32 protein-coding genes, 4 tRNA genes and 1 riboswitch are annotated in these 21,474 nt (G+C 65.3%); of the genes, 18 read left to right on the top strand and 18 right to left on the bottom strand.

The features are described 5' to 3' along the window. Window positions 1-65: 65 nt before the first annotated feature. Window positions 66-500 (bottom strand): BLUF domain-containing protein, encoded by a 435-nt coding sequence (locus tag EKL94_RS02160; protein WP_032128935.1) that lies wholly within the window; start codon window positions 498-500, stop codon window positions 66-68. Between the two features lie 131 nt (window positions 501-631). On the opposite strand from EKL94_RS02160, the gene EKL94_RS02155 reads away from it, so the two are divergent. Next, window positions 632-718 (top strand) — tRNA-Leu (locus EKL94_RS02155). A gap of 23 nt (window positions 719-741) precedes the next feature. Here EKL94_RS02155 and hemN read toward each other — a convergent pair. Both hemN and EKL94_RS02145 read right to left on the bottom strand, forming a co-directional pair. Continuing rightward, a complete protein-coding gene (gene hemN / locus EKL94_RS02150; RefSeq protein WP_126927803.1) occupies window positions 742-2,151 on the bottom strand; it encodes an oxygen-independent coproporphyrinogen III oxidase in 1,410 nt (469 codons plus the stop codon). 44 nt (window positions 2,152-2,195) lie between these two features. Continuing rightward, window positions 2,196-2,636, bottom strand: a complete 441-nt coding sequence (locus tag EKL94_RS02145; protein ID WP_126927802.1) for a group III truncated hemoglobin — start codon at window positions 2,634-2,636, stop codon at window positions 2,196-2,198. 179 nt (window positions 2,637-2,815) lie between these two features. On the opposite strand from EKL94_RS02145, the gene EKL94_RS02140 reads away from it, so the two are divergent. After that, the gene (locus EKL94_RS02140) at window positions 2,816-3,103 is read left to right on the top strand and encodes a hypothetical protein (protein ID WP_126927801.1); all 288 of its coding nucleotides are present in this window, start codon (window positions 2,816-2,818) and stop codon (window positions 3,101-3,103) included. Beyond that, window positions 3,100-4,149, top strand: a complete 1,050-nt coding sequence (locus tag EKL94_RS02135) for a 4Fe-4S dicluster domain-containing protein (RefSeq protein ID WP_126927800.1) — start codon at window positions 3,100-3,102, stop codon at window positions 4,147-4,149. Before EKL94_RS02140 ends, EKL94_RS02135 begins: the two co-directional genes overlap by 4 nt. Window position 4,150: 1 nt before the next feature. Here EKL94_RS02135 and EKL94_RS02130 read toward each other — a convergent pair whose 3' ends face one another. Continuing rightward, on the bottom strand, window positions 4,151-4,387 hold the full coding sequence (locus EKL94_RS02130) for a hypothetical protein (protein WP_088025582.1): 237 nt from the start codon (window positions 4,385-4,387) through the stop codon (window positions 4,151-4,153). Between the two features lie 353 nt (window positions 4,388-4,740). Next, entirely contained in the window at window positions 4,741-4,950 is a 210-nt protein-coding gene (locus EKL94_RS02125) for a helix-turn-helix domain-containing protein (RefSeq protein ID WP_126927799.1), read from the bottom strand. A 111-nt stretch (window positions 4,951-5,061) separates the two neighbouring features. Between EKL94_RS02125 and EKL94_RS02120 the strand changes: the two genes are divergently transcribed. Next, window positions 5,062-5,463 carry an XRE family transcriptional regulator gene (locus EKL94_RS02120; protein WP_049447507.1) on the top strand — a complete coding sequence of 134 codons (402 nt, stop codon included), beginning with the start codon at window positions 5,062-5,064 and terminating at the stop codon, window positions 5,461-5,463. A 22-nt stretch (window positions 5,464-5,485) separates the two neighbouring features. Beyond that, window positions 5,486-5,549, top strand: a riboswitch (Fluoride riboswitch). An 82-nt stretch (window positions 5,550-5,631) separates the two neighbouring features. Next, window positions 5,632-6,024: a fluoride efflux transporter CrcB gene (gene crcB / locus EKL94_RS02115; protein ID WP_005412844.1), complete on the top strand. Its 393-nt coding sequence runs from the start codon at window positions 5,632-5,634 to the stop codon at window positions 6,022-6,024. Window positions 6,025-6,027: 3 nt separating this feature from the next. Here crcB and EKL94_RS02110 read toward each other — a convergent pair whose 3' ends face one another. Further along, on the bottom strand, window positions 6,028-6,861 hold the full coding sequence (locus tag EKL94_RS02110; RefSeq protein WP_126927798.1) for an AraC family transcriptional regulator: 834 nt from the start codon (window positions 6,859-6,861) through the stop codon (window positions 6,028-6,030). A gap of 134 nt (window positions 6,862-6,995) precedes the next feature. Between EKL94_RS02110 and EKL94_RS02105 the strand changes: the two genes are divergently transcribed. Next, window positions 6,996-7,490: a DUF6265 family protein gene (locus EKL94_RS02105; protein WP_126927797.1), complete on the top strand. Its 495-nt coding sequence runs from the start codon at window positions 6,996-6,998 to the stop codon at window positions 7,488-7,490. A gap of 58 nt (window positions 7,491-7,548) precedes the next feature. Here the strand turns inward: EKL94_RS02105 and EKL94_RS02100 are convergent, their stop codons facing one another. Together EKL94_RS02100 and EKL94_RS02095 are read right to left on the bottom strand one after the other, a co-directional pair. After that, complete coding sequence (locus EKL94_RS02100; protein ID WP_126927796.1) at window positions 7,549-7,959, bottom strand: SRPBCC family protein; 411 nt, start codon at window positions 7,957-7,959, stop codon at window positions 7,549-7,551. Window positions 7,960-7,979: 20 nt separating this feature from the next. Beyond that, window positions 7,980-8,999, bottom strand: coding sequence for an aldo/keto reductase (locus EKL94_RS02095; RefSeq protein WP_126927795.1), 1,020 nt, complete (start codon window positions 8,997-8,999; stop codon window positions 7,980-7,982). Window positions 9,000-9,102: 103 nt separating this feature from the next. Between EKL94_RS02095 and EKL94_RS02090 the strand changes: the two genes are divergently transcribed. After that, window positions 9,103-10,020, top strand: coding sequence for a LysR family transcriptional regulator (locus EKL94_RS02090; RefSeq protein WP_126927794.1), 918 nt, complete (start codon window positions 9,103-9,105; stop codon window positions 10,018-10,020). Window positions 10,021-10,030: 10 nt separating this feature from the next. Here EKL94_RS02090 and EKL94_RS02085 read toward each other — a convergent pair whose 3' ends face one another. After that, window positions 10,031-10,549, bottom strand: coding sequence for a P-loop nucleotide/nucleoside kinase family protein (locus EKL94_RS02085; protein WP_126927793.1), 519 nt, complete (start codon window positions 10,547-10,549; stop codon window positions 10,031-10,033). Window positions 10,550-10,988: 439 nt separating this feature from the next. Between EKL94_RS02085 and EKL94_RS02075 the strand changes: the two genes are divergently transcribed. After that, window positions 10,989-11,189, top strand: coding sequence for a hypothetical protein (locus EKL94_RS02075; RefSeq protein ID WP_260473360.1), 201 nt, complete (start codon window positions 10,989-10,991; stop codon window positions 11,187-11,189). Window positions 11,190-11,307: 118 nt separating this feature from the next. Next, on the top strand, window positions 11,308-12,072 hold the full coding sequence (locus EKL94_RS02070; RefSeq protein ID WP_126927791.1) for a thioesterase family protein: 765 nt from the start codon (window positions 11,308-11,310) through the stop codon (window positions 12,070-12,072). Window positions 12,073-12,087: 15 nt separating this feature from the next. Here EKL94_RS02070 and EKL94_RS02065 read toward each other — a convergent pair whose 3' ends face one another. Both EKL94_RS02065 and EKL94_RS02060 read right to left on the bottom strand, forming a co-directional pair. Beyond that, window positions 12,088-12,357, bottom strand: coding sequence for a hypothetical protein (locus tag EKL94_RS02065; RefSeq protein WP_126927790.1), 270 nt, complete (start codon window positions 12,355-12,357; stop codon window positions 12,088-12,090). A 123-nt stretch (window positions 12,358-12,480) separates the two neighbouring features. Then, a complete protein-coding gene (locus EKL94_RS02060) occupies window positions 12,481-13,185 on the bottom strand; it encodes an ArsR/SmtB family transcription factor (protein ID WP_126927789.1) in 705 nt (234 codons plus the stop codon). A 105-nt stretch (window positions 13,186-13,290) separates the two neighbouring features. On the opposite strand from EKL94_RS02060, the gene EKL94_RS02055 reads away from it, so the two are divergent. Continuing rightward, on the top strand, window positions 13,291-13,932 hold the full coding sequence (locus tag EKL94_RS02055; protein WP_126927788.1) for a flavin reductase family protein: 642 nt from the start codon (window positions 13,291-13,293) through the stop codon (window positions 13,930-13,932). Window positions 13,933-13,936: 4 nt separating this feature from the next. Here EKL94_RS02055 and EKL94_RS02050 read toward each other — a convergent pair whose 3' ends face one another. Then, a complete protein-coding gene (locus EKL94_RS02050; protein ID WP_260473358.1) occupies window positions 13,937-14,413 on the bottom strand; it encodes a GNAT family N-acetyltransferase in 477 nt (158 codons plus the stop codon). A 156-nt stretch (window positions 14,414-14,569) separates the two neighbouring features. Here EKL94_RS02050 and EKL94_RS02045 point away from each other — a divergent pair, with 156 nt between their 5' ends. Continuing rightward, window positions 14,570-14,995 (top strand): hypothetical protein, encoded by a 426-nt coding sequence (locus EKL94_RS02045; protein ID WP_126927786.1) that lies wholly within the window; start codon window positions 14,570-14,572, stop codon window positions 14,993-14,995. A 12-nt stretch (window positions 14,996-15,007) separates the two neighbouring features. On the opposite strand, the gene EKL94_RS02040 is transcribed toward EKL94_RS02045, so the two are convergent. Next, on the bottom strand, window positions 15,008-15,505 hold the full coding sequence (locus EKL94_RS02040) for a GNAT family N-acetyltransferase (RefSeq protein WP_126927785.1): 498 nt from the start codon (window positions 15,503-15,505) through the stop codon (window positions 15,008-15,010). 107 nt (window positions 15,506-15,612) lie between these two features. On the opposite strand from EKL94_RS02040, the gene EKL94_RS02035 reads away from it, so the two are divergent. The 5 genes from EKL94_RS02035 to EKL94_RS02015 all read left to right on the top strand — a co-directional run bounded on the left by EKL94_RS02035 (window position 15,613) and on the right by EKL94_RS02015 (window position 18,154). Next, window positions 15,613-16,017 carry an NUDIX hydrolase gene (locus EKL94_RS02035; protein ID WP_126927784.1) on the top strand — a complete coding sequence of 135 codons (405 nt, stop codon included), beginning with the start codon at window positions 15,613-15,615 and terminating at the stop codon, window positions 16,015-16,017. Between the two features lie 225 nt (window positions 16,018-16,242). Next, a complete protein-coding gene (locus EKL94_RS02030; RefSeq protein WP_126927783.1) occupies window positions 16,243-16,569 on the top strand; it encodes an ArsR/SmtB family transcription factor in 327 nt (108 codons plus the stop codon). Next, window positions 16,566-17,006, top strand: a complete 441-nt coding sequence (locus EKL94_RS02025) for an SRPBCC family protein (RefSeq protein WP_126927782.1) — start codon at window positions 16,566-16,568, stop codon at window positions 17,004-17,006. The genes EKL94_RS02030 and EKL94_RS02025 overlap by 4 nt, the downstream gene beginning before the upstream one ends. A 105-nt stretch (window positions 17,007-17,111) precedes the next feature. Continuing rightward, entirely contained in the window at window positions 17,112-17,717 is a 606-nt protein-coding gene (locus EKL94_RS02020; RefSeq protein WP_126927781.1) for a flavodoxin family protein, read from the top strand. Between the two features lie 38 nt (window positions 17,718-17,755). Then, window positions 17,756-18,154 carry a YybH family protein gene (locus EKL94_RS02015; RefSeq protein WP_185829977.1) on the top strand — a complete coding sequence of 133 codons (399 nt, stop codon included), beginning with the start codon at window positions 17,756-17,758 and terminating at the stop codon, window positions 18,152-18,154. A gap of 262 nt (window positions 18,155-18,416) precedes the next feature. On the opposite strand, the gene EKL94_RS02010 is transcribed toward EKL94_RS02015, so the two are convergent. The 3 genes from EKL94_RS02010 to EKL94_RS02000 form a co-directional block, all read right to left on the bottom strand. After that, window positions 18,417-18,490 (bottom strand) — tRNA-Cys (locus EKL94_RS02010). A 66-nt stretch (window positions 18,491-18,556) separates the two neighbouring features. Then, window positions 18,557-18,632: transfer RNA gene (locus EKL94_RS02005), tRNA-Gly, on the bottom strand. A 142-nt stretch (window positions 18,633-18,774) separates the two neighbouring features. Next, window positions 18,775-18,850: transfer RNA gene (locus EKL94_RS02000), tRNA-Gly, on the bottom strand. A gap of 130 nt (window positions 18,851-18,980) precedes the next feature. On the opposite strand from EKL94_RS02000, the gene EKL94_RS01995 reads away from it, so the two are divergent. After that, window positions 18,981-19,382 carry a hypothetical protein gene (locus EKL94_RS01995; RefSeq protein WP_126927779.1) on the top strand — a complete coding sequence of 134 codons (402 nt, stop codon included), beginning with the start codon at window positions 18,981-18,983 and terminating at the stop codon, window positions 19,380-19,382. Next, entirely contained in the window at window positions 19,375-19,824 is a 450-nt protein-coding gene (locus tag EKL94_RS01990) for a hypothetical protein (RefSeq protein ID WP_126927778.1), read from the top strand. Before EKL94_RS01995 ends, EKL94_RS01990 begins: the two co-directional genes overlap by 8 nt. Before the next feature lie 2 nt (window positions 19,825-19,826). Here EKL94_RS01990 and EKL94_RS01985 read toward each other — a convergent pair whose 3' ends face one another. Next, entirely contained in the window at window positions 19,827-20,744 is a 918-nt protein-coding gene (locus tag EKL94_RS01985; RefSeq protein WP_126927777.1) for an HlyD family secretion protein, read from the bottom strand. Then, complete coding sequence (locus EKL94_RS01980; RefSeq protein ID WP_126927776.1) at window positions 20,741-21,469, bottom strand: ABC transporter ATP-binding protein; 729 nt, start codon at window positions 21,467-21,469, stop codon at window positions 20,741-20,743. Before EKL94_RS01980 ends, EKL94_RS01985 begins: the two co-directional genes overlap by 4 nt. Window positions 21,470-21,474: the final 5 nt, after the last annotated feature.

Genomic DNA, 21,474 nt, shown 5'->3' with positions numbered 1-21,474 from the left:
TCCGGAAAACCTGCGCCAGAAAGGCTACAGCCTACCGGCCCCGGCGCCCTGCCGCCAAGGCGGGCTCAGGACCCCAACGCCACCGCGGCCGGTTCCAGTTCACCGTCGGCGCCGGTCCAGGCCTGCAGCAGGCGCTCGAATCCACCGCTGCCAAGCAGGAAGCCGGGCCACGCGGCATCGACAATCTGCGCCAGCAGCTCCGGCTCGATCCGCCGCGTGCCCATCGACCAGCGTGGAAATGCGCGCTGCACCACGGGTGCACGGCACAGCACTTTCAGCTGCCCGTGGCTGCGCGCGTTGAGGATGCGCTGGAACACCGAATCGATGCCGTCCTCCGGGCCTTCCAGATACTGAAGGAAGCGTGCTCCGTCGAACATCAGGACACCGGTGACACCGGCTACACGATTGAATGCCGTGGCGTCGGCCAGCAGGCGGTCAAGATCGGTTGTCTGCAGATCGGCGCGGGCCTCACTGGCGTAGGCAATCGCGTGCAGCGACATCAGGTGGCTCCCCCCCTGGGAACGATGGCAGGGACTATGACATGAATGCGATCGACAGTTAAGCGCGCCGCCGCCGAGATGCAATCCGGTCGCAGTACCGCAGGTGGGCTACAATCGGCGCCGCGCTGCAGGCCCGGATGGCGAAACTGGTAGACGCATCGGACTTAAAATCCGCCGGGGGCAACCCCATGCCGGTTCGATTCCGGCTCCGGGCACCACACGCACGCAGCATAAGCCACCTTCAGATCGCCCGCGAGTAACGCGGTTGCTCGTGCGCGGCACGCAGATACGGGTCGAAGCACATCGCCAGCAACCGCAGCAACGGTCGCCCGGGTTCGCTGGCACGCACCACGCCATCGCGGTATTCGGCCAGGCCATCTTCCTGCAGCCGCTGCACCGAACGCAGGTCCTCGGCGAAGTACTGCTCGAAATCCACGCCGTGACGCTGCCCCAGCAGCACGCCATCCACCTCGCCCTGGCACATCAGCTGCTGGATCAGTTCCGCACGCAGCTGGTCGTCGGCACTCAACGCCACGCCGCGCCAGACCGGCAGCTGGCCCTGGTCCACCGCGTCCTCCCACGACGGCAGGTCGCGCGGATTCTGGCTGTAGGTGGCACCGATGTGACTGATCGCACTCACGCCCAGGCCGAGCAGATCGGTATCGGCGTGGGTGGTATAGCCCATGAAGTTGCGATGCAGCTGGCCGGCGCGCTGCGCGCGCGACAGATCCTCTTCCGGCAGAGCGAAGTGATCCATGCCGATGTACTGATAGCCCGCGGCAGAGAGCTTCTCCACCGCCAGGCCCAGCAATGCCAGCTTGTCTTCCGGCGAAGGCAAACGGCTTTCGTCGATCTGCTTCTGCGCGCGGAACAGATGCGGCAGATGCGCGTAGCCATACACCGCCAGGCGATCCGGGCGCAGCGCCAGCACCAGTTCAAGGGTGCGGCCGAATCCATCCAGGCTCTGCCCCGGCAGGCCATAGATCAGGTCGACGTTGACCGAACGCATGCCGCTGTCGCGGCAGGCGCGCAGGATGTCCAGCGTCTGCTGCACGCCCTGTATGCGGTTGATCGACTCCTGCACCTGCGGGTCGAAATCCTGCACGCCCAGGCTGGCCCGATTGAAGCCCAGCCGCGCCAGCATGGCGACGTCGCGGGTGTCGATGAAGCGCGGATCGAGTTCGATCGAGAAATCGCGCTGCGGCGAATCGCTGAAATCGAAGCGTCGGCGCAACCCTTCCACCAGCGTGGTCATCGCCTCGGCGTCGAGGAAGTTCGGCGTACCGCCGCCCAGGTGCAGCTGGATCACCTCGCGGCCGTCATCGAACTGCGGCGCAAGCAGGTCGGCCTCGGCCAGCACGCGCGAGACGTAGCTGTGGCCACGGCCGCGGTCGCGGGTGATCACCCGGTTGCAGCCGCAGTAGAAGCAGGGGCTGGAGCAGAACGGCACATGCACGTACAGCGACAGCGCGCGGGCCAGCTGGTTGCTGTCGGCGATCGCCTGGCGCAGCGCCGGCGCGTCGAAGCCATCATGGAAATGCGGCGCGGTCGGGTACGAGGTGTAGCGCGGGCCCGGCCGGTCGTGCCGGCGCAGAAGGTCGGGGTCGAAGGTCCAGGCCAGGCCACCGGCGGCGGGAGAGAACGTGTCCATGCCGCCAGCATCGCGCCGGGCGGCCTGCGCCGCCTTGACCCAGATCAATCCTTGCCGGGGATCCCCAGCACCGGCAGGCCGACCTGCGGCCAGCGCAGCATCTGGTAGCGCTTCCAGAAGGTGTCACCGATGCGCGCGGCCACGTCGTTGGCCAGCTCCTGCATCGGCGGGTTGTTGCATTCGGCGGTGGTGATCCGGAACAGCACCAGCCAGCGGTCGAACAGATCCTTGTCCAGCTCGATGGCCATGTGCTTGGACATCGGCGAGCCCTTGAACCGGCGGGTGCCGCGCAGCATCGCCGACCAGAAGTCGACCAGCTGCGCCAGGTGCTCGGGCCAATCGTGGACGTGCGCCCCGAACACCGGTCCCAGCCGCTCTTCCTCGCGCACGCGGGCATAGAAATCGTGAACCAGACGGGTCACTTCCTGCTCGGTGCACAACTCGGGCGAGGCGACGGGGAGGACAGGCGGCGGTATTGCGTTCATCGGGGTACCCAAAGCGTGCCGGCAGTGTGCCGCACCCAGGCGGCAGCGCCGTTGATCCAGATCAATGTCGGCGCAGTCCGCTGCACCTAGGCTGGCACGCTTGCAGGAAGCATGCCCTGCGGATGCTGCGCCAGCCTTGGCGAAGTATACGCGCCGCCCACTTTTCGATCCGGGACAGCATGAACAGACCTTCTCCCAACCGCCGCCAGCGGCTGATCCAGCAGTGGGGCGCCATCCTCTGGCCCAGCTTCATCGCCGCCGGCGTGGCCAGCGTGGTGTTCTTCGCCTTCGTCGATCCGTTGCGCCTGCAGGCCATCAGTTTCCCGGGCACGGCCATCAGCCGCGAGCTGGGTTATACGGCGGGATTCTTCATGTTCTGGTTGGTGACGGCACTGTCCAGCGCGGTCACCTGGTACCTGCAGCGGCCCATGCCGAGCGATGACGACGACGAGCTGCCGCTGGGATGAGCACGTCCTGCACCCGGATTCCCCGTCCCTGGCACTGGCGCGGCACGCTCAGCGCCGCCCTGCTGGCGCTGTTCTACGCACTGCCGTGGCTGCGCTGGGACGGACGCCAGGCGCTGTTGCTGGACATCAATGCGCGGCGATTCGACCTGTTTGGCTGGACCCTGTGGCCCGGCGACGTCGGCGTGCTGATCGGCCTGCTGACGGTGCTCGCCGTCGGCCTGGCGCTGCTTACCCATCTCGCCGGCCGAGTGTGGTGCGGTCACGCCTGCCCGCAGACGCTGTGGAGGCGCGCCTTCGACTGGATTGCCCGCAGCGCGGCCCGCATGCTGCCTGCACCTGCTGTACGCCCGGGCACCCAGCTGGCCTGGGGACTGCTGTCCGTGTGGACCGGCATTACCTTCGTCGGCCTGTTCAGCCCGATCACCGGATTGCTGGCCGCTGCGCCAAACGCTGGCTGGAGCGGCTGGGAAACGTTCTGGGTGCTGTTCTATGCCGCTGCCACCTGGGGAAACGCCGGCTTCCTGCGCGAGCAGGTCTGCCGTTCGTTGTGCCCGTTCGCACGCATGCAGCCATTGCTGACCGATCCGCATACGCCGCGCATGCTGTACGACGCCCGCCGCGGCGAGCCGCGCGGACCGCGTCCGTCCGGCCTGGGCGGCGTGCTCGGTCGCGGTCGTGGCCTGCTCGATCCAACAACTGCGCAGGACTACGTGTTCCGCGCTGCGCATCCGCTGCTGGCCGGACCGATGCCGACCTTCAGCGCCGATCGCCTCGGTGACTGCACCGACTGCGCTGCTTGTGTCAGCGCCTGCCCGATGCAGCTGGACATCCGCCAGGGGCCGCAGGCCGATTGCCTGGCCTGCGGCGCCTGCCTGGAGGCCTGCGCACAACAGCAGCACCGGGCCGGTTTCGGTCCGGGACTGGTGCGTTACTGCAGTCCGCAGGCGATGGCCGGACAACCGAAGCGCCTGTGGCGACCCCGGACCCTGGCCCTGCTGTCCTTGTTGCTGGCGCTGCTTGCCTGCGGCGCCTGGCGCCTGCTTTGAATCAACGCGGCCCGCTGGCGTGCGGCGGAACCAGCTGCGCACGTCGCACGATGCCCAACTGCTCGATGATCAGCGCCATTTCGTTGGTGACTTCGGTACGCTCGGTCCCCTGCGGGACCAGGCGGTCCAGCACCTGCTGGTAGGTATCCCAGAACGCCGGACCGCATCCGTGTTTGTGGTAACTGGCTTCCAGTTCGCGGCGTACCCGTTCAGCCAAGCCATGCATGCCGTATTCCATACGACCTCCGTTGGACTTGTTCTGCATTGTTGACGGTCTACCGACTCACTTGCGTGCTACTGAAAGACTCCCAGGCTTCACGCCCGGTTGATGCCAATTAGTCATAGATTTCACGACAGGTCAATTACATGCAGCGACTTTCGTGATTGAAATTATTAATCGTTCACGAAACTACATACGGGGACATGGGTCCCCCGGATGGGGTGAAGCCGACAGGTCGCAGGAACCCTGGACCGACTCCTCCAGTAGATGACACCGATTGTGACCTTCAGATCGATCGATTTTGCCTATTTTTCTAAGCATACTTAGCAGAAGGCGCTTAGCGTGCTAGATGCGACAAAAGGCGGCGCAAGTCAGATGGATTCGCCCGCCGACGCTTCTGTCGTGGGGAACAGGTTCGGATAGCGCTGATGCAGGATGTACTGCCTCAGGGCCGGAATCGGGAAGTCCCTAGGCCATTGCGACACTGCGGAACGGCTGATACCAAAGAAGCGGGCCAGTTCGGCGTCGGTGCGGAATCCCAGCCGGGTGCGCACCTGCCGTTTGCTCCAGAATTCGATCACGGTCGGTCCCTCTGTTAACCAACCTTATTCTTGTGACAAGGCTTCTTCGCATTCCACGCGTTAAGCTGGCTTGCATAGATGAATACTCTCGGCCAACGACTCGCTATCGCCATGAAGAAAGCCGGGCACCCACGCCCGGCCGCTCTGGCCCGCGCCGCCAAATCAACGACGGCAACCATCAGCAACTGGCTCAACGACCATGTGAGCGCTTCGCATGTGAAGGCCGAACAGCTGTTCCGTATCGCCGATGCGGCCAAGATGGACGCGCGCGAACTTCTGTACGGAGTGAGCGGGCTTGGCGTCGGCGAACCTGGCAGCGCCTACATCCCCAGCCAGGCCCACCTGGATGTCTGGCAGGACGCCTACGAGCTGGTCAGCCACCTGGTGGCCGAGAACGGGCTGGAGATCGATCATCGCCGCCACGCGGCACTGGATCTGCTGGCGTTCGAACTGCTGATGGATGGCTTCAGCCGCAGCAAGGTTGCCCGCGTGCTGACGACCTCGATGACGTGAATGCCCCGCCGCTGGTAGCATGGACCGCGATGGGGATGGGGCTCCCCCGATAACCGCCTGAGAAGGCTGATGGCTCCTGCCAGGACGAACCCGGTGTTCGTCGACGGCAGGTCGTGCCTGCCCTCGGCGTTCGCCATTGACCCTGCGAACCCGCATTCGAGGCACGCCATGCAAGCATTGAACAATTATTTCCTGGTCTTCGTCGGAGGCGGCATCGGCGCCTGCCTGCGCCACGCCTGCAACCTGATCGGCGCGCGGGTGGCAGTCGGCAGTCCCTGGCCCTGGTCGACCTTCCTGATCAACATCAGCGGTGCGCTGCTGATGGGCGTGGTGGTCGAGGTCTTCGCCATGCGCAATGGCGCCTCGCCGCAGCTGCGCCTGCTGCTCGCCACCGGCATCCTCGGCGGCTACACCACGTTTTCCACCTATGCGCTGGAGATCGGCCTGCTGCTGCAGCGTGGCCAGCATGGGCTGGCGGCACTGTATGCCGGTGGCTCGGTGGCGCTGGGCCTGGCCGGTCTGTTCGGTGGCATGAAGCTGGCCCGGCTGGTGCTGGGCTGACGCTCAGGCCGCGTTGGCGCGGGCCTGTCCACGCCATTCCCGTGGCGACTGCCCGGTGTGCGCCTTGAACGCGCGCGACAGCGCCGCCTCGCTACCGTAGCCCACATCGTCGGCGATCCGCTTCAGTGGCCGCCCCTGTCGCAGCGCCTGCTGTGCGAGCCCGACCCGCCACCCCTGAAGGTACTGGCCGGGCGTGGTGCCCATCGCCTCGCGGAAGCTGGCGGCGAACACGCTGCGTGACATGCCGGCAACCTCGGCCAGGTCTTCCAGGGTCCAGGACTGTGCGGGCGCTTCGTGCATTGCCACCAGCGCCAGCCGTAGCCGCGGATGACCCAGCCCGGCGAACAGGCCGCCGCGCATCTCGCCGCCTTCCATCAGCTGGCGCAGCACCTGGATCATCACTACCTCGAACAGCCGGTTGACCATCGCCGCCCGCCCGCAGCGCTGCTCGAAGGCCTCTTCGAACAGCAGTTCCAGCGCCGCGTTGCCGCCATACAGATCGGCCAGCGGCAGGCAGATGAAATCAGGCAGCGCGGCGCTGATCGGATTGAGCCGGCCGCCCTCGAAATACAGGTTGGCGCAGGCCATGTCGGCGCCCTGCTGCGGGTCGGTACTGAAGCGATGTGGCATCGGCCGCGGATACAGCAGCAGGCTCGGCACTTCGACCTGCACGGTCTGTTGCCCGTGGCTGACCTGCAGCGGCCCGCGCCGCACCAGGTGCAACTGCCCAGCCTCGTCCTCGCCGTCCAGCGTGTTGATGCCGCACAGCGCGCCGGCATGGAACACCGAGGCGGTGACCGCAAAACGTTCAAGCAGAATGGCGAGACGGTCGACCATGACAGGACTCCGGGTCAAACGAGGCGGGCTCAATGCGACAGATCGTATCGGAATCAATACTGGAAAGGACGGCACTGGCCGCGTGATCCCGCGGGCGCTATACAGGCCGCACATCCCCGCGCATGGAGGCACCGATGTCGCTCCGCATCGCCCTGGCCCTGTTGCCGCTACTGCTCGCGGCCCCGCACGCCTCGTCCACCTCACCCTCGAAGATCGAACACCTGGCCTGGCTGGCCGGTTGCTGGCAGCTTGATGGCCAGCCGGCCGGTGCCGGCGAGCAGTGGTCCACCCTGGCTGGAAACACCCTGTTCGGCAGCAGCCGCAGCCTGCGTGACGGTCGCACCGTGGGCTTCGAGTTCATGCAGCTGCGCCAGCATGACGACGGCCGCCTGGTACTGACCGCCCTGCCCTCTGGCCAGAACGCCACAGACTTCAACGCCACCCGGGTCGATGGCAATGAAGCCGTGTTCGAGAATCCCGCCAACGACTTCCCACAGCGTATCCACTATCGGCGCCTCGACGACCAGCGCGCGCATGCGCGCATCGAGATCGCGCAGGACAATCCGAAGCAGGCAATGGACTTTCCCATGCATCGCGTCGCCTGCGGTGGACCGACGCCCGCACCCTGACACGCAAACGCCCCGGACCGGCCGGGGCGTCTGCATGCGGTCAACGCCACACGGGCATTCACCCGGCCAGCGTGGTTTCCAGTGCCTTCAGGCCATCGCGATAGATGCCCTCGAACAGCGCGGACGCTTCTTCGTTGCTGACGCCCACCGGAGTGAACTCACCGGACCAGTCGATCCGCGAACCGCCGCCCTGCTCGACCACACGCAGGGTGGATCGATAGCCGGTGACCGGGAACGGGGCCTGCAGGATCGAGTAGGTGTAGCTGCGATCGGCCTGATCGAAGGCTTCCAGGCGCTCGACGATGGCATCGCCATCGGGATTGGCCAGATGGCGCACGCGACCGCCTTGGCTGAGCGTGCTCTGGGGAATGTACGGAAGCCAGTCGGGCAGCGAATCGAAGCCGCCGATGAGGTTCCAGACCTGGTCAGCCGGGGTCGGCACGGTGATGGATACAGATGCAGTTGCCATGGGCATGTCTCCTTGGGGACTCAGATGTTGTCGATCGGCAGCGGGGCGTTGGCAGCGACCAGGCCCTGGGCACGCAGCTCCTGCCAGAACCCTGCCGGGATGATTTCCTTCAGTGCGGCGTAGTCCTCGGCGATGCGTTCGGGACGGCTGGCGCCCGGGATCACCGCAGCCACCGCCGGGTTGGCCAGCGAGAACTGCAGGGCAGCCGCCTTGATGCTGATGCCGTACTCGGCCGCGATGGCCTTGATGCGCTCGACCTTGGCCAGGATCTCCGGCGACGCCTTCTGGTACTCGAAGTGGCTGCCACCGGCCAGCACGCCGGAGCTGTACGGACCGCCGACCACGATGCCGGTGTTGCGCTCGGCCGCCTTCGGCATCACCCGCTGCAGCGCACGCTCATGGTCGAGCAGCGAGTAGCGGCCCGCCAGCAGGAAGCCGTCCGGACGGGCTTCGTCCAGGTCCAGGGTCAGCTCGATCGGCTCGACACGGTTGACGCCCAGGCCCCAGGCCTTGATCACGCCCTCCTCGCGCAGGCGGGTCAGCACCTTGAAAGCGCCGCGGCGTGCCGTCTCGAAGTACGACAGCCACTCATCGCCGTAGAAGTCCTGGGCGATGTCGTGCACCCAGACGATATCCAGACGATCGGTCTTCAGGCGCTTGAGGCTGTCGTCGATCGAGCGAAGGGTGGCATCGGCCGAGTAGTCGTTGACCAGCTTGTTGGGGCGGCCGGCGACGAACAGGCCGCCCTTCTCGCCAAGGTCACGGGCGCTGGTGTCTTCCACTTCGTCCAGGATCAGGCGGCCGACCTTGGTGCTGAGCACGAAATCGTCGCGGTTGCGCTTGGCCAGCGCGTCGCCGAGCCGGATCTCGGCCAGGCCGGCGCCGTAGAACGGGGCGGTATCGAAGTAGCGGGTGCCCTGTTCCCAGGCCGCGTCCACCGTGGCCTGGGCCTCGGCTTCCGGAATGTCACGGAACATGTTGCCCAGCGGCGCGGTACCGAAGCCGAGGGTCTTGCCAGCCAGCAGAGTGTTGATGCTCATGGGGTTCCCCTTGGGGAGGTTGTTGAGGTTGAGGTATAGGCTAGGCTTGCCCAATAAGACTGTCCAAGACATAATTTATCCATCTTGAGTCCCAGATGGTCTTATGCTCGATCTCCGCCAACTGCGCTATTTCGTGGCCGTCGCCGAAGATGAACACGTCGGCCGCGCCGCCGAGCGCCTTCACATTTCCCAATCCCCGCTCAGCCGCCAGATCGCCCAGCTGGAGGAACGGCTGGAACTGCAGTTGTTCGAACGCTCGCAGCAACGCATCCGGCTGACCGCCGATGGCCGCACCTTCCTGGCCGAGGCGCGCGCCCTGCTGACCCACGCCAACCGGCTGGAATCGCTGGCGCGCCGGCTCGGCCGCGGCGATGAAGGCGGCCTGTGCATCGGCTATCTGGAATACGCGATGCACTCCGGCGTACTGCCCACCGCCCTGCGCGAACTGCGCGGCGACCGTCCTGCCGTACACATCGCGCTGTACAACCAGCAGTCGGACGTGCAGCTGGAAGGCCTGCGGCAACGCAGCCTGGACATCGCCCTGGTCTGCGAACCACCCGCGTTCGACGATCCGGACCTGGAAGCCACGCAGGTGCTGAACGATCCGATGCTGCTGGCGCTGCCGGCCGGCCACCCACTGGCCAGCGCAGAGACCATCACGCCCGAGGATCTCGCCAGCCAGCAGTGGATCGGCGTGATGCACAAGGAAAGCGCGCTGCGCCATGACACCTTCATCGCCGCCTGCGCGAAGGCCGGTTTCACCCCGACCATCGCCATGGAGGCGACCGAACCACTGGCCGCGCTTGGGCTGGTCGCCGCTGGGCTGGGCCTGACCACCATCCAGCGCAGCCTGGACCACCAGGCACCGGAGGGCGTGGTGCTGCGCGAGCTGCCGTGGTTCAGCTACCGCACGCCGCTGTGGGCGGCCTGGCACCGCATCAACCTGCGCCCGCTGGTCGAGACCTTCCGCAGGACACTGGTGCAGACCGCCACCGAGGGCAAGCCGGCCTTCGTCGACTGAACCAACCGCGCTATGCCGGGCCTGCCTCGGTGTAGCGCATCACCACGAAGGCCTCTTCCGCGGCAGGTGCAACGAAGTGGCGGGTGATCTGCTCGAATTCCTCGTCACTGGCCTGGAATGGATGCTCGCCGAGTGCATTGCGCGCGCGCAGCCGCGCCTTGCAGACCTCGTCGGCCACATCGAGAAAATGCAGTTGATGTGCAGCGCCAGCCGGCGAGAACACTTCGCGCGCCCACGCGCGGCTGGCGGGCGTATTGAATGGGAAATCGAGCACCACCGAAACACCCGCCTGCAGCAATGCGCGCAGATGATCGGCCAGCGCATTGCGCAACGTGGTTGCGCGCTGCAGATAGTCGGTAATGGAATGGATTTCGCCCGGATACAGCGCCGCCAGCCATGCGTCCTCGCTGATCAATACGTGGCGCGGCTTCAACGCCAACTGCTGCGACAGGGTGGACTTGCCGGCACCGATCTTGCCGCACACCAGGTGCAGGGTCGGCGCAGGGTCGTTCGATGAAAGGTCGTGCATCTGCGTTCTCCTTGGTGGATTCCACTACCCGGGAGAGCGCTGTATGCAACCCGCCTTCCCGGGCGGGTTGCATGGCCGTGACGACCGCGCGCTACCCCGCCTTCCCGTGGGGAATGCGGATAATCGACGCGGTGCTGTGCAGGGCCATGCCGCCAGCGTAGAACGCAGCACCGCCGACCGGCAATGCCCTGCGGCAGTGCAGCGCGCGCAAGGTAGTGTAGGGATCTATGCTCGGCGCCATTCCCGCATGGAATGCCCACAGTGCGACCCTTGCTTCGATGCACGCTTGCCCTCGCACCGCATTCAATGCCGGGGTGCGACGCATTGATGCCGCACCTGCTGCACGTGCAGCCGGCGTGTGCCGCAGTGCATCAGGGGCGTGCCCAAAGGACTGCTATGGTGGCCGCGCCCAATGAAGGGCAGACAAAGGACTGACGTGATGATCAAGACGACCTTGAAGACCGTGATGTTCCTTGGCATGGCCGTGACCGGCCTGGCCTTCGCCGCAGGAACCTGCGAGTTCTGCACGCTGAAGTACGAGCAGTGCCTGCGTACATCACAGGGACCGCGGGGCAAGACCTCCGAGCAGTGTCTGGCCGAGTACAAGCTGTGCCGCGAAACGGACTGCCCGTCTCCCTGACCGGCATCCAGCCGGCTCCTGCGGGAGCCGGCTCAGCCCACCGCGATGTCGAACGCTTACGATGCAGAGACCGGTGGAGTTCCTGCCGCCTCCCCTCCCTGCTCACACAACGCATACGATGGCCTTCTTCGAACGACTGAGCGACACCCGCTACCTGCCGACCGAACACACGGGCGGCGCCTGGAACATCCGCGAACAACACATCGCACCGGCGATCGGGCTGCTGGCGCACCACCTGGAACGCGACGCCGCAGCGCGTGGGCACGGTTTTCTGATCGCGCGCCTGTCCTACGACATCCTCGGCACCATCCCGATCGAAGCGATGGACGCCGAGGTACAGGTGCTGCGCGGCGGTCGCACCATCGAACTGGTGGAGGCCACGCTGCGCCATGACGATCGCCCGGCGCTGCGCGTGCGTGCGTGGCTGATGCGCCCGAACGATACGCAGGCCATCGCCGGCACGCCGATCGCTGCCATCGCACCGCCGGAATCAATGCCCGCGTGGGATCCAGGTACGGTGTGGCCAGGTGGTTTCATCAAGAGCGTGGAGATCCGCCGGCACGACCAGGGGCCCGGCCGTGCCACCTACTGGGCGCGCGCGAAGCACGCGCTGCTGGACGACGAGCCGGTCAGTCCACTGGCCCGTGCCGCCACCCTGTTCGATCTGTCCAATGGCATGGCCGTGCGCGCCGATCCGAAGGAGGTCGCCTTCCCCAACCTCGATCTGACCGCGCACCTGTTCGGCATGCCTGAAGGCGAGTGGCTGGGCTTCGACACGTCGGTATCGTTTGGCCACCAGGGTCTCGGCTTGACCAGCACCGTGCTGCACGATGCACGCGGTCCGATCGGCATGCTCGGCCAGGCACTGACCGTGCGCCCGTAACCCCAACGGGCGGCGTCAGCCGCCCAGCGTGCCCATGGTGAAGGTGTAGCCGGAGCTCATCAGGAATTCGCGCATGCGCATCTCCGCGCGCCGCGGTGAGGCCAGGTTGGCCGGAGCATACAGCGCGTAGACCATGCCCGCGCCTTCGATGGACTCGCGGCGCACCCCGCAGTGGCGGGTCTCCGAAGCAATCACCCATCCATCCTTCAGCCGATCCGGCCCGATCGACTGGCCGTTCATCAGCCGGAACGTCAGCCAACGTACTTCCACAGAAGATTTGCTCATTGCTGGCCTACCGCCAGCGTGCCGCGATCGTTCATGTCCTTGCTCGCCATTGCAGCTCCCTAAGACTTGGAGCTCGACCATAGCGCCTTGCCATGTCGTGGGCGAATGAGACTGGAGGGGTACTTATGTCGCCAGGCCGAACTGCTTCCACAGTGCTTCGCGCCCCAGCTGCGTCAGCCGCAGTTCGCGTCGCCCCTCAATCCGCCGAAACCAATCGTTCTTCACGAAGCTGTCCAGCATCGCCTCGCCGACCAGGCCAGCCAGATGCGGGCGCCGCTCGGTGCAATCCAGGCATCCTCGGCAATAGCGCCCAGGCTTGACCGTCACTGGACGCCGCAGCAACTCAGCCAGCGGCTGGCCAAGCTCCCGCAGGAACGCTGCACCCTCTACACTCACCTGCCAATGCGCCTCGCGCGGGATCAGATGTCCTGCCTGCAACAAGCGGTCGGTGATCGCCACCGCATGCACGCCGGCCAGATGCCGATAACAGGAGCGCGCCTGGCGCAACGCCGGCATGCTGCGTGATGCCGCAGCGGTGCAGGACGGCGTGCGGTCGGCAACACGCAGGATGCCCTCCAGCATGTCGGCAACTTCGTGCGAGGCCAGCCGGTGGTAGCGGTGGCGCCCCTGCGCGACGGCGACCAGTAGATCGCCCTCGACCAACCTGCGCAGATGCGTGCTCGCCGTCTGCGATGTCACCCCGGCCACGCGTGCCAGCTCCGTCGCGGTATACGCACGTCCATCCATCAACTGCAGCAGCATGGATGCGCGCGCCTGGTCACCGACCAGGGCACCGACGCTGACAAGGGAACCGGAGGTGTGGACCATGCCTGCATTGTGGCATGCCGTTGCGGGCCGACAGTTCGATGCAGGCCGAAGCGTCGGCACCCGGTGCCAAGGCACAGTGGACACCCCGATAGCGCAAGGCCTGCCGTGAAAACTGCCCCGATCCCCCGCCGCCGCATCACCCCTTCGGTCCTGTACCCGGGCACGCCGGTGCTGCTGATGACCACGCTGAACGACGATGGCAGCAGCAACATCAGTCCGCTGTCTTCGTTCTGGGCCCTGGGCAACCGGGTGGTGCTGGGCCTCGGCGTGCAGGGTCAGGGCTATTGCAACCTGCAGCTGCGCAACGAGTGCGTACTGAACTTCCCGTCCTCCGCACAGGCCGCACAGGTCGAGGCGATCGCACGGGCAACCGGCTGCGAGCCGGTACCGGCCGCCAAACAGGCGATGGGCTACGTGCACGTCCGCGACAAGTTCGCACTGGGTGGATTCAGCGCGGTCGACTCGACGCATGTCGCGCCGGTGGCGATTGCCGAGTGCCCGCTGCAGGTGGAAGTCAGCGTGATGGCGATGCACCCGCCCGGCGAGGATGACGGCCAGGGCTTCGTGATCGTCGAAGGCCGCATCCGTTGCGTGCATGCGCACGAAGCGATCACAGTGGCTGGCACCCAGCACATCGACGTTGCGCACTGGAAACCGCTGATCTACCTGTTCCGCCACTACCTGGGCGTGAGCGAACCGGTCGGGCGCAACTTCCGCGCGGAGACGCCCATGGGCGCCTCTGCCTAGCGTTCTAGACCGTTTCACCCTGCAGATCGAGCACGGCCGTGGTCCAGCGGCGCTCTCCCAGCGCGGCCACCATGCCGCCTCGATTGACGAAACGGCGCGCGTGACCGTCTTCGATGAAGCAGGTCTCGTTCTGCATCGGCGCATATCCGGCCGAGGCGTAGTGCCGATGATCGAGGGCGAACAACACCGCGAAATCGATCCCGCGCTGGCGCAGTTCAGCGTGCGCAGCTTCGATCAAGCGTGACGCGACGCCCTTCCTGCGAGCGTCAGCACGCACCACCACACCGCCGATCAAGCCTATGCGTTCCGGTTCGTCGTCCAGCAAGACGTTGCGTTCGTACAGTGCAAGGTGAGCGATCACGTGATCGCCTTCCATCGCCAGGACCAGGGCGACCGGCCCCGGAATGGCGTAGCCGTCGCCCTGCATGTCCGGGAACGCCTGGCGGAGCAGATCCACCGCTTGGTGACGGTGATCCAGCACCACACCTTGCCAGCTGGATACCTGAACGTGCATTGCCCTGTCTTCGTGGAATAAGCAAGTGTCCCGCCCCATCGTGGCACGAAAACATGACCCGCCACTTGCGTTGTGGCATGGGAATTGCCTGTCTTCAGGACAGGTACCCCAAGGAGATCCACGATGAAGATCGAAGCCGGCATGGCCGCCACCCTGCACACCGCCCGACAGGCCCTGAGCGGCAATGACGCCACCGCCCAGACCCCGTTCTCCCAGCTGCTCGCGCAATCTCAGGCCCAAACTGCCGCAGCGCCACCGCGTGCTGTAGGCAGCGTGCGCGAGATCGATCTGGCAGGGCTGCTGACCGCCCGCGACAAGGCCATCCTCGGGTGGCCGGGCAACACCGATGATCTCACCAGCGTCGCAGCAGGCATCCTGGCACTGGACCGCGAAGCCGGCGTGGTACGCGGGGAAGTCAGTCGCGAGTACCTGTTTGGCGACCCGGCCAAGGGACTCGTTGGTCTGATCGGCTCCATGCACCCGGAAACGCTGTCGAAGAACAAGGACGTTGCTGCCGCGATCGCAGCGCGGTTCGAACTGTATCGCTGAGCTCGCATCTGCTCAGAGCAGGGAGCGCCGGTACCAGACGATATCGATGTACCGATCTCCGCGCTTCACCGCGTCCGGCTCCGTGCCGAATACGCTGAAACCCGCCGATTCATACAGCGCGCGTGCGGCAGTATTGTCCGCCAGCACAGTGAGGGTGAGCGATTCAATGCCTTCCGCGCGCGCAGCCGCGAACGCTGCAAGAAGAAGCTGACGGGCGATACCCTGGCCACGATGGCCAGCCCCCACGTGGACACTGTGCACTTCCGCCGTATGCCGTCGCGCCATCCACACCGGGCGCACGTAACGCAGGAAGCCCACCAGCGTGCCGTCAACGAAAGCGCCGAAGTAGCGCGTACCAGGATCAGCAAGCTGGGCGCGCATCACGTCCGCCGAGTCATTCTGCGCCTCGGCCAGCGTGGACAGGAACGCAGCGGGCGACTCGCGAAGCGCCTGCAACCGTGCTTGCCAGAGAATATCGGCGTCGTCAGCGCTGAGTTGCCGGATAAGCATGCGACGCACCCGTGAGGTTGTTGATGCACAGGTGCCCAGCCTAACGTGGGTTCGCCTGATGCGACGTGCATGCAAGAATGAAGACAGCCCCTTCTTCATTCTCCGCCATGACTGAACTGCAGATTCCCCGCGTTGGATGCGGCGCCGTCGTCCGTGATGCCGACGGCCGCATCCTGCTGATCCAGCGCGGACGCGATCCGGAGCGCGGGCATTGGGGCCTGCCCGGCGGCAAAGTCGACTGGATGGAAACGGTGGAGGCTGCTGTGGTCCGCGAAGTCTGCGAGGAGACCGCCTTGGAAGTGCAGCTGCTGCGCCTGCTGTGCGTGGCCGATCATTTCGAGCCGGCGCTTGCGCAGCACTGGGTCGCGCCGATCTTCGAGGCACGGGCACCTGCGGGTGCCCAGGCTTCCATCCAGGAGCCGGGTGTGCAGACCGGGCTGGGCTGGTTCGCACTGGATGCCCTGCCCCAGCCGCTGACGCAAGCCACGGTGCAGGCGCTGGCCCGGCTGTAGCCATCGTTGGATGCCGGTCCAGGTCACGGAGAACCGGATTGAAGCGCCCTGAGCAATCTCAGCACCCTCCTTGAGCGGTGAGCGCCAAGCCTGTACGGCCGGGTTCAGGCTGAATGGTCGGACTTGTTTTACTCGGACGCTGCAACCGCCTATTGACGACTCATAACTCCATGGTTATAAATTAACGCATAACCAATTGGCTATGAATTGAGATGAGAGCGGGCGATGGAACATGACACAACCCATGCGCTGTTCAGCGCACTCGGGGAATCCACACGGCGCGGAATCTTCCAGCGCCTGGCCCGGGAGGGAGAACAGACGGTGGGCAACCTCACCGAGTTCGCGGGCATTTCCCAGCCCGCCGTCTCCAAGCATCTGGCCGTGCTCAAGCAGGCAGGGCTCGTCGAGGGCCGCAAAGACGGGCGCGAAACCTATTACCAGATTGCACCTGGCGGACTTTCTCCTCTGGTGGACTGGCTCAAGGTGTACAGCGACTTCTGGAACGGACGTCTCGATGCCCTGTCCAGCCTGCTGGACAGGATGGACTCATGAACACGTCGCCGGATGTACATAGCCTGGTCTTCGAACGGACGCTACCGCATCCCCCGGAAAAGGTATGGCGCGCGTTGACTCAGTCCTGGCTTATCGAAGAGTGGCTGATGGCCAACGACTTCGTTCCCGAAGTCGGTCGCCGTTTCACGTTGCGCGCAACGCCCCTGCCAGGGTGGTCGGGAGTAACCCATTGCCAGGTCGTCGCGGTAGAGCCTCCCCGGCTGCTGGTGTATCACTGGGGAGATGGGTCGGAGTCCACAAGCGGCCTGAAGACCACGGTGACCTGGACACTCCTGCCTGAAGGCAACGGGACACGTCTGCTCATGGAGCAGTCCGGTTTCCCCTCCACGTCTGCGCTCAGTTACACACGTATGGGCGAGGCGTGGCGTCGCTTCCTCTATCGCCTTGAAATTGTCGCAGGCGCTTTCGCCAGCTGATTTCAAGCCGTTCTGAATCTTTCCTGCTGAGGCTTCCACTCGAAGCCTCATCGGTCCCGTGCGCCTTGCAGAAACGCAAGGGGTTCATTTTCCTTGGAGTTCAAGATGTCCAGCGTTCGAATAGCCGTTGTCTACCACAGCACCTATGGCCACACAGCACGGCAGGCCAAGGCCGTGCGAGAGGGAGTGGAGCAGGTGCCAGGCGCCGAAGCCGTTCTGTACACCGTCGAAGAAGCACAACGTCACTGGGATGATCTGGCCCTGGTGGACGGGATCATCTTCGGCACGCCCACCTATATGGGCAACGTCTCAGCTGCCTTCAAGGCATTTCAGGAAGTGACCTCACCCGAGGTGATGTCCAAAGGCGCCGCGTGGCAGAACAAGATCGCCGCGGGCTTCACCAACTCCGGCGCGCATGCGGGCGACAAACTCGGAACGTTGATCCAGCTGGCTGTTTTCGCTGCACAGCACGGCATGCACTGGGTCAACATGGCTTTGCCCGCCTCGAACAACTCAGCGAGTGGCTCTCCGAATGACCTCAATCGCCTCGGGTTCTGGCTGGGCGCTGCGGCGCAGTCCAATGTCGATGAAACGGCGGAAACCGCACCACCGGAATCTGATCTGGCTACGGCGCGCCATCTTGGCGAGCGCGTTGCTGTTCTGGCCCTGCATGTCAGCCACGGACGCAGCGCCTTCCGTTCCGCAGCGTAGCCGTCAGATTCCCAATGACAGCAACAGGAAATCCACCAATGACAGCAGCAAGCTTTGCTTCATTCCTTTCCCGACGTGCCTGCGCAGCGTCCGCGTTCTGCAACGGCGATGCGGCCCCGTTGGACGCTCTTCTGAGCAAAGACGGGCAAGCCACATTTCACAGCCCCAGCGGAGACAGCATCTCCGGCGCCGAGGACGTTGCAGCACGATATGCGCGCGATTCGACGCTTTTCCAGCCGGGGGGGACAAGCCGAATCGATGTCCTGCACCAGGCCGAGGGTGATCTCGCCTTCTGGACAGGACACCAGATTGCGGCCGTCAAACTGGCCGGCCGCGATGCCACAACCAAGGTGACCATCAGAGTGACCGAGGTCTTCCGCAACGTCGACGACGAGTGGAAGTTGATCCACCGCCATGCCGACTTTCCAACGGGCTGACAGGTTCAGTCCGGCGACTGGCGCACGAACGTCCACATGCTCTCTCTCGTGGGGCCTGTGCAACACCTCACTTTCATGTGTTTCAGGGCGGCAGGGACTGCTGCCCTGTCTTTTCGTACTGCCAGCCCTCGACTCTGCCCACGGCATTGCACCTCGGGACCTTACGACACGGGCTCCAGCTCCTGTTCCGTCGCCCAAGCTGGCAGAGTCGGCATCCATCAAATACAAAAAAAAGCCCTGACCGGAGTCAGGGCTTTTCAATTGGAGGCCTCAAGCGGAATCGAACCGCTGTAAACGGATTTGCAATCCGGTGCATAGCCACTCTGCCATGAGGCCAACGTACTGCACGCCAGGAACGGAGCCCTGACAAGACAAAACCCCATGATGGGGCCTGTCGGAACATGGAGCGGGAAACGAGACTCGAACTCGCGACCTCAACCTTGGCAAGGTTGCGCTCTACCAACTGAGCTATTCCCGCATAAGCCGCCATGGTACCGGAAACCCGGAACACACACCAGCGATTTCACCTTTCTGACTGCGCGTAAAGCCTTGTGGCCCAACGTGCCCCGCCTTGCCGTGGCGGGAGAAAAACAAGGCCCCTACCGGGGCCCTGTAGAATCTGGAGCGGGAAACGAGACTCGAACTCGCGACCTCAACCTTGGCAAGGTTGCGCTCTACCAACTGAGCTATTCCCGCAGATTCCGTTCGACCTGCGTCGAAGGAGCGCTATTGTGTCCAAATTCCTTCACGCCGTCAACAGTCTTCACATCATGCGGTCACGGGCGTCCGCACTGGGGTACGCTGCCCCGCCCAGCCCCGTTCGCCCATGTTCCTTCGCGGCAAGCCCCTGTTGATCGCCCTGGCGCTTCATCTGCTGGTAGCGCTGCTGTACTGGGCACTGATTCCGCTGGGGATGAACTGGTATCGCGACCATTTCGGCTTCGCGTCCCATCGCGACATCGGGCTGGGCATCGCCCAGTTCTATCTGTTCTGGATGTTCCTCTGCGCGCAGCCGCTGATCGCGGTGTTGCGGCCGCTGTTCGCCAAGCTGTTGGTGCTGGCGATCCCCTTGGCGTTCGCCAGCTGGACGCTGATGCACAACCACCCGCTGCGCCTGCTGTACTTCACCCTCGGGCCCGGCCTGCTGGCACTGGCCGCGATCGTCACATCCGCATGGTATGCATCACACAACCGCCTGCCTGCCACCACGGACACCGCCGATGCCTAGACGCTACGTCCGCCTGTTCTGGTTGCTGGTCGCGCTGACCTGGCTGGCGCTGATCGCTGCGCTGGTCAATGCCGGCTTCACCCCGGACTACTGGTTGCTGCACCGACTGGAAGGCGCAGAGCTGCCCTACCCGACCAGCACCGTCATCGTGTTCGCGTTGCTGGGCACGGTTGAACTGGTCGTGGCCGCCTTGATCGTGCGTCCCTGGAAACTGAAACGACTGTGGCTGCGCCTGTTGATTGCCTTCGCCCTGCTGCTGGCGTGGTCGGTGCCGTGGATGCTGTCGGCCATGCACCAGCCGCCGGTGCACGGCATGCATCTGCTGTGGTTGCTGCTGCTGGACGTGGGACTGCTGCTGGCGCTGTGCGTGGTGTCGGCAGTGAGCGCATGGCGGGCGCTCAGGCGCCGAGGGCGTGCGGAGGCGGCCCCACTGCAACGCTAGGCCTACTTCCGGAACTCCACCCGCACATGCTGGCCGAAGCGCGCCTTGGCCTCGCCATCGAACTCCAGCACGCACTCCACCACCTTGGCCACGCCGCGCCCTGCGTCTTCAGGCAGGCGTGCCTGCGCGAACACCGGGCTGATGCGCACCACGCGCGCAGCAGGCAGCGTGCCGGTGTTTTCGGCGCCATCGCTATCCGGCACGACGGTAGCCTTCATGCCGACCTGCACGGCATCGGCATAGGCGGCGCTCAGTTCTGCACGCACCTGCAGCGGACGCGCCGGTAGCAGCGAGATCGCCGGCTTGCCGGCCTGCACGAATGCGCCAAGGCCCGGCACCTGGCCGACCACGGTGCCGGCTTCCGGCGCGCTCAGCGACATCTGCTGCAGTTTCAGCCTGGCGTGTTCCAGCTTGTGCTGGGCCATGTCGACCTGCGCACCGGCCACGTCGACATCGGCGCGCACACCGGCCAGCTGCTGCTTGGCTGCATCGGCCTGCTGATTGGACGACACGCCCTCGCTGGCACCCGTGGACAGGCGGGTAGCGTTGCGCTCCAGTTCGCGCAGCTGCGCCTGGCTGCCCTTCAGGCGGTCATTGGCCAAGGCGAGATCGGCGGTGGCCATCGCCACCTCCTGCTGCAGCAGGGCACCATCCAGCGACAGCAACAGCTGTCCCCTCTTCACCGTGGCGCCTTCCTTCACCGGCGCGGCAGTGATCGAGCCATCCACCGGCGGCGCCAACGCGATCAGCCCGCCCTCGACATCGATGATGCCGCGCGCGACCGCGACCTTGCCGGCGGCGGCATCGGCCTTGCCTGAAGGCGCAGGTGCAGGCGCGGGCGCGTCCTTGGAACAGGCACCGAGCAGCAATGCCGCGGACAGGGCCAGGCTGAGGGGAAGCAGGTGCGACGTCTTGGTCATGGGGCGGACTCTACAGTTTCGTTCTGGCGGCGGTCCTCACGGACCATGCCGTCTTCCATGGCGATCACCCGATCGGCATGCCGGATCAGGCGCGGATCGTGGCTCACGCACAGCACCGTGGCGCCATGCGCACGTGCGTAGCGATGCAGGATGTCGATCACGCGCTGGCCATTCTCGGCGTCCAGCGCGCTGGTGGGTTCGTCGGCGAAGATCAGTGTCGGCGACTTGGCGAAGGCGCGGGCCACCGCCACGCGCTGCTTCTCGCCGCCGGACAGCTGCGCCGGGCGCATGTGGCTGCGGTGGCTGAGGCCCACCTCTTCCAGTGCCCTGCGGGCCAGCGGTTCGCTTTCACGATTGCTCATGCCGCGATAGCCCAGTGGCAACTGCACCTGCTCCAGCGCGGTCAGTGCCGGGAACAGATTGAAGCCCTGGAACACGAAGCCGACATGGTGCAGGCGGAAGCGCTCCACCTCGCTGCGGCTCATGTGCCCCACATCCTGGCCGAGCGCGTGCACGCGGCCACCATCGGGCGCGGACAGGCCAGACAGCAGCGACAACAGCGTGCTCTTGCCGCAACCCGACGGGCCCGATACCAGGGTCAGCTCGCCAGGATAGATGTCCAGCGACAGGCCGCGCAGCACCGGCACCTGCACGTCACCTGACATGAAGCCCTTTTCAAGTGCATCGGCCCGCAGAGTCGGGGCGACGGCGCGTATGGAAGTCATCGGCC

Origin of the sequence: Stenotrophomonas maltophilia, from assembly GCF_003970865.1 — a bacterium.
GTDB lineage: Bacteria > Pseudomonadota > Gammaproteobacteria > Xanthomonadales > Xanthomonadaceae > Stenotrophomonas > Stenotrophomonas maltophilia_AR.
This window is presented reverse-complemented; position numbering and strand designations above follow the sequence as displayed.

Excerpts from the sequence above, each read along its gene's own strand:
- EKL94_RS02160 (WP_032128935.1), bottom strand. The coding sequence starts at position 500 with ATGTCGCTGCACGCGATTGCCTACGCCAGTGAGGCCCGCGCCGATCTG.
- hemN (WP_126927803.1), bottom strand. The coding sequence starts at position 2,151 with ATGGACACGTTCTCTCCCGCCGCCGGTGGCCTGGCCTGGACCTTCGAC.
- EKL94_RS02145 (WP_126927802.1), bottom strand. The coding sequence starts at position 2,636 with ATGAACGCAATACCGCCGCCTGTCCTCCCCGTCGCCTCGCCCGAGTTG.
- EKL94_RS02140 (WP_126927801.1), top strand. The coding sequence starts at position 2,816 with ATGAACAGACCTTCTCCCAACCGCCGCCAGCGGCTGATCCAGCAGTGG.
- EKL94_RS02135 (WP_126927800.1), top strand. The coding sequence starts at position 3,100 with ATGAGCACGTCCTGCACCCGGATTCCCCGTCCCTGGCACTGGCGCGGC.
- EKL94_RS02130 (WP_088025582.1), bottom strand. The coding sequence starts at position 4,387 with ATGGAATACGGCATGCATGGCTTGGCTGAACGGGTACGCCGCGAACTG.
- EKL94_RS02120 (WP_049447507.1), top strand. The coding sequence starts at position 5,062 with ATGAAGAAAGCCGGGCACCCACGCCCGGCCGCTCTGGCCCGCGCCGCC.
- crcB (WP_005412844.1), top strand. The coding sequence starts at position 5,632 with ATGCAAGCATTGAACAATTATTTCCTGGTCTTCGTCGGAGGCGGCATC.
- EKL94_RS02110 (WP_126927798.1), bottom strand. The coding sequence starts at position 6,861 with ATGGTCGACCGTCTCGCCATTCTGCTTGAACGTTTTGCGGTCACCGCC.
- EKL94_RS02105 (WP_126927797.1), top strand. The coding sequence starts at position 6,996 with ATGTCGCTCCGCATCGCCCTGGCCCTGTTGCCGCTACTGCTCGCGGCC.
- EKL94_RS02100 (WP_126927796.1), bottom strand. The coding sequence starts at position 7,959 with ATGGCAACTGCATCTGTATCCATCACCGTGCCGACCCCGGCTGACCAG.
- EKL94_RS02095 (WP_126927795.1), bottom strand. The coding sequence starts at position 8,999 with ATGAGCATCAACACTCTGCTGGCTGGCAAGACCCTCGGCTTCGGTACC.
- EKL94_RS02090 (WP_126927794.1), top strand. The coding sequence starts at position 9,103 with ATGCTCGATCTCCGCCAACTGCGCTATTTCGTGGCCGTCGCCGAAGAT.
- EKL94_RS02085 (WP_126927793.1), bottom strand. The coding sequence starts at position 10,549 with ATGCACGACCTTTCATCGAACGACCCTGCGCCGACCCTGCACCTGGTG.
- EKL94_RS02075 (WP_260473360.1), top strand. The coding sequence starts at position 10,989 with ATGATCAAGACGACCTTGAAGACCGTGATGTTCCTTGGCATGGCCGTG.
- EKL94_RS02070 (WP_126927791.1), top strand. The coding sequence starts at position 11,308 with ATGGCCTTCTTCGAACGACTGAGCGACACCCGCTACCTGCCGACCGAA.
- EKL94_RS02065 (WP_126927790.1), bottom strand. The coding sequence starts at position 12,357 with ATGAGCAAATCTTCTGTGGAAGTACGTTGGCTGACGTTCCGGCTGATG.
- EKL94_RS02060 (WP_126927789.1), bottom strand. The coding sequence starts at position 13,185 with ATGGTCCACACCTCCGGTTCCCTTGTCAGCGTCGGTGCCCTGGTCGGT.
- EKL94_RS02045 (WP_126927786.1), top strand. The coding sequence starts at position 14,570 with ATGAAGATCGAAGCCGGCATGGCCGCCACCCTGCACACCGCCCGACAG.
- EKL94_RS02040 (WP_126927785.1), bottom strand. The coding sequence starts at position 15,505 with ATGCTTATCCGGCAACTCAGCGCTGACGACGCCGATATTCTCTGGCAA.
- EKL94_RS02035 (WP_126927784.1), top strand. The coding sequence starts at position 15,613 with ATGACTGAACTGCAGATTCCCCGCGTTGGATGCGGCGCCGTCGTCCGT.
- EKL94_RS02030 (WP_126927783.1), top strand. The coding sequence starts at position 16,243 with ATGGAACATGACACAACCCATGCGCTGTTCAGCGCACTCGGGGAATCC.
- EKL94_RS02025 (WP_126927782.1), top strand. The coding sequence starts at position 16,566 with ATGAACACGTCGCCGGATGTACATAGCCTGGTCTTCGAACGGACGCTA.
- EKL94_RS02020 (WP_126927781.1), top strand. The coding sequence starts at position 17,112 with ATGTCCAGCGTTCGAATAGCCGTTGTCTACCACAGCACCTATGGCCAC.
- EKL94_RS02015 (WP_185829977.1), top strand. The coding sequence starts at position 17,756 with ATGACAGCAGCAAGCTTTGCTTCATTCCTTTCCCGACGTGCCTGCGCA.
- EKL94_RS01995 (WP_126927779.1), top strand. The coding sequence starts at position 18,981 with ATGTTCCTTCGCGGCAAGCCCCTGTTGATCGCCCTGGCGCTTCATCTG.
- EKL94_RS01990 (WP_126927778.1), top strand. The coding sequence starts at position 19,375 with ATGCCTAGACGCTACGTCCGCCTGTTCTGGTTGCTGGTCGCGCTGACC.
- EKL94_RS01985 (WP_126927777.1), bottom strand. The coding sequence starts at position 20,744 with ATGACCAAGACGTCGCACCTGCTTCCCCTCAGCCTGGCCCTGTCCGCG.
- EKL94_RS01980 (WP_126927776.1), bottom strand. The coding sequence starts at position 21,469 with ATGACTTCCATACGCGCCGTCGCCCCGACTCTGCGGGCCGATGCACTT.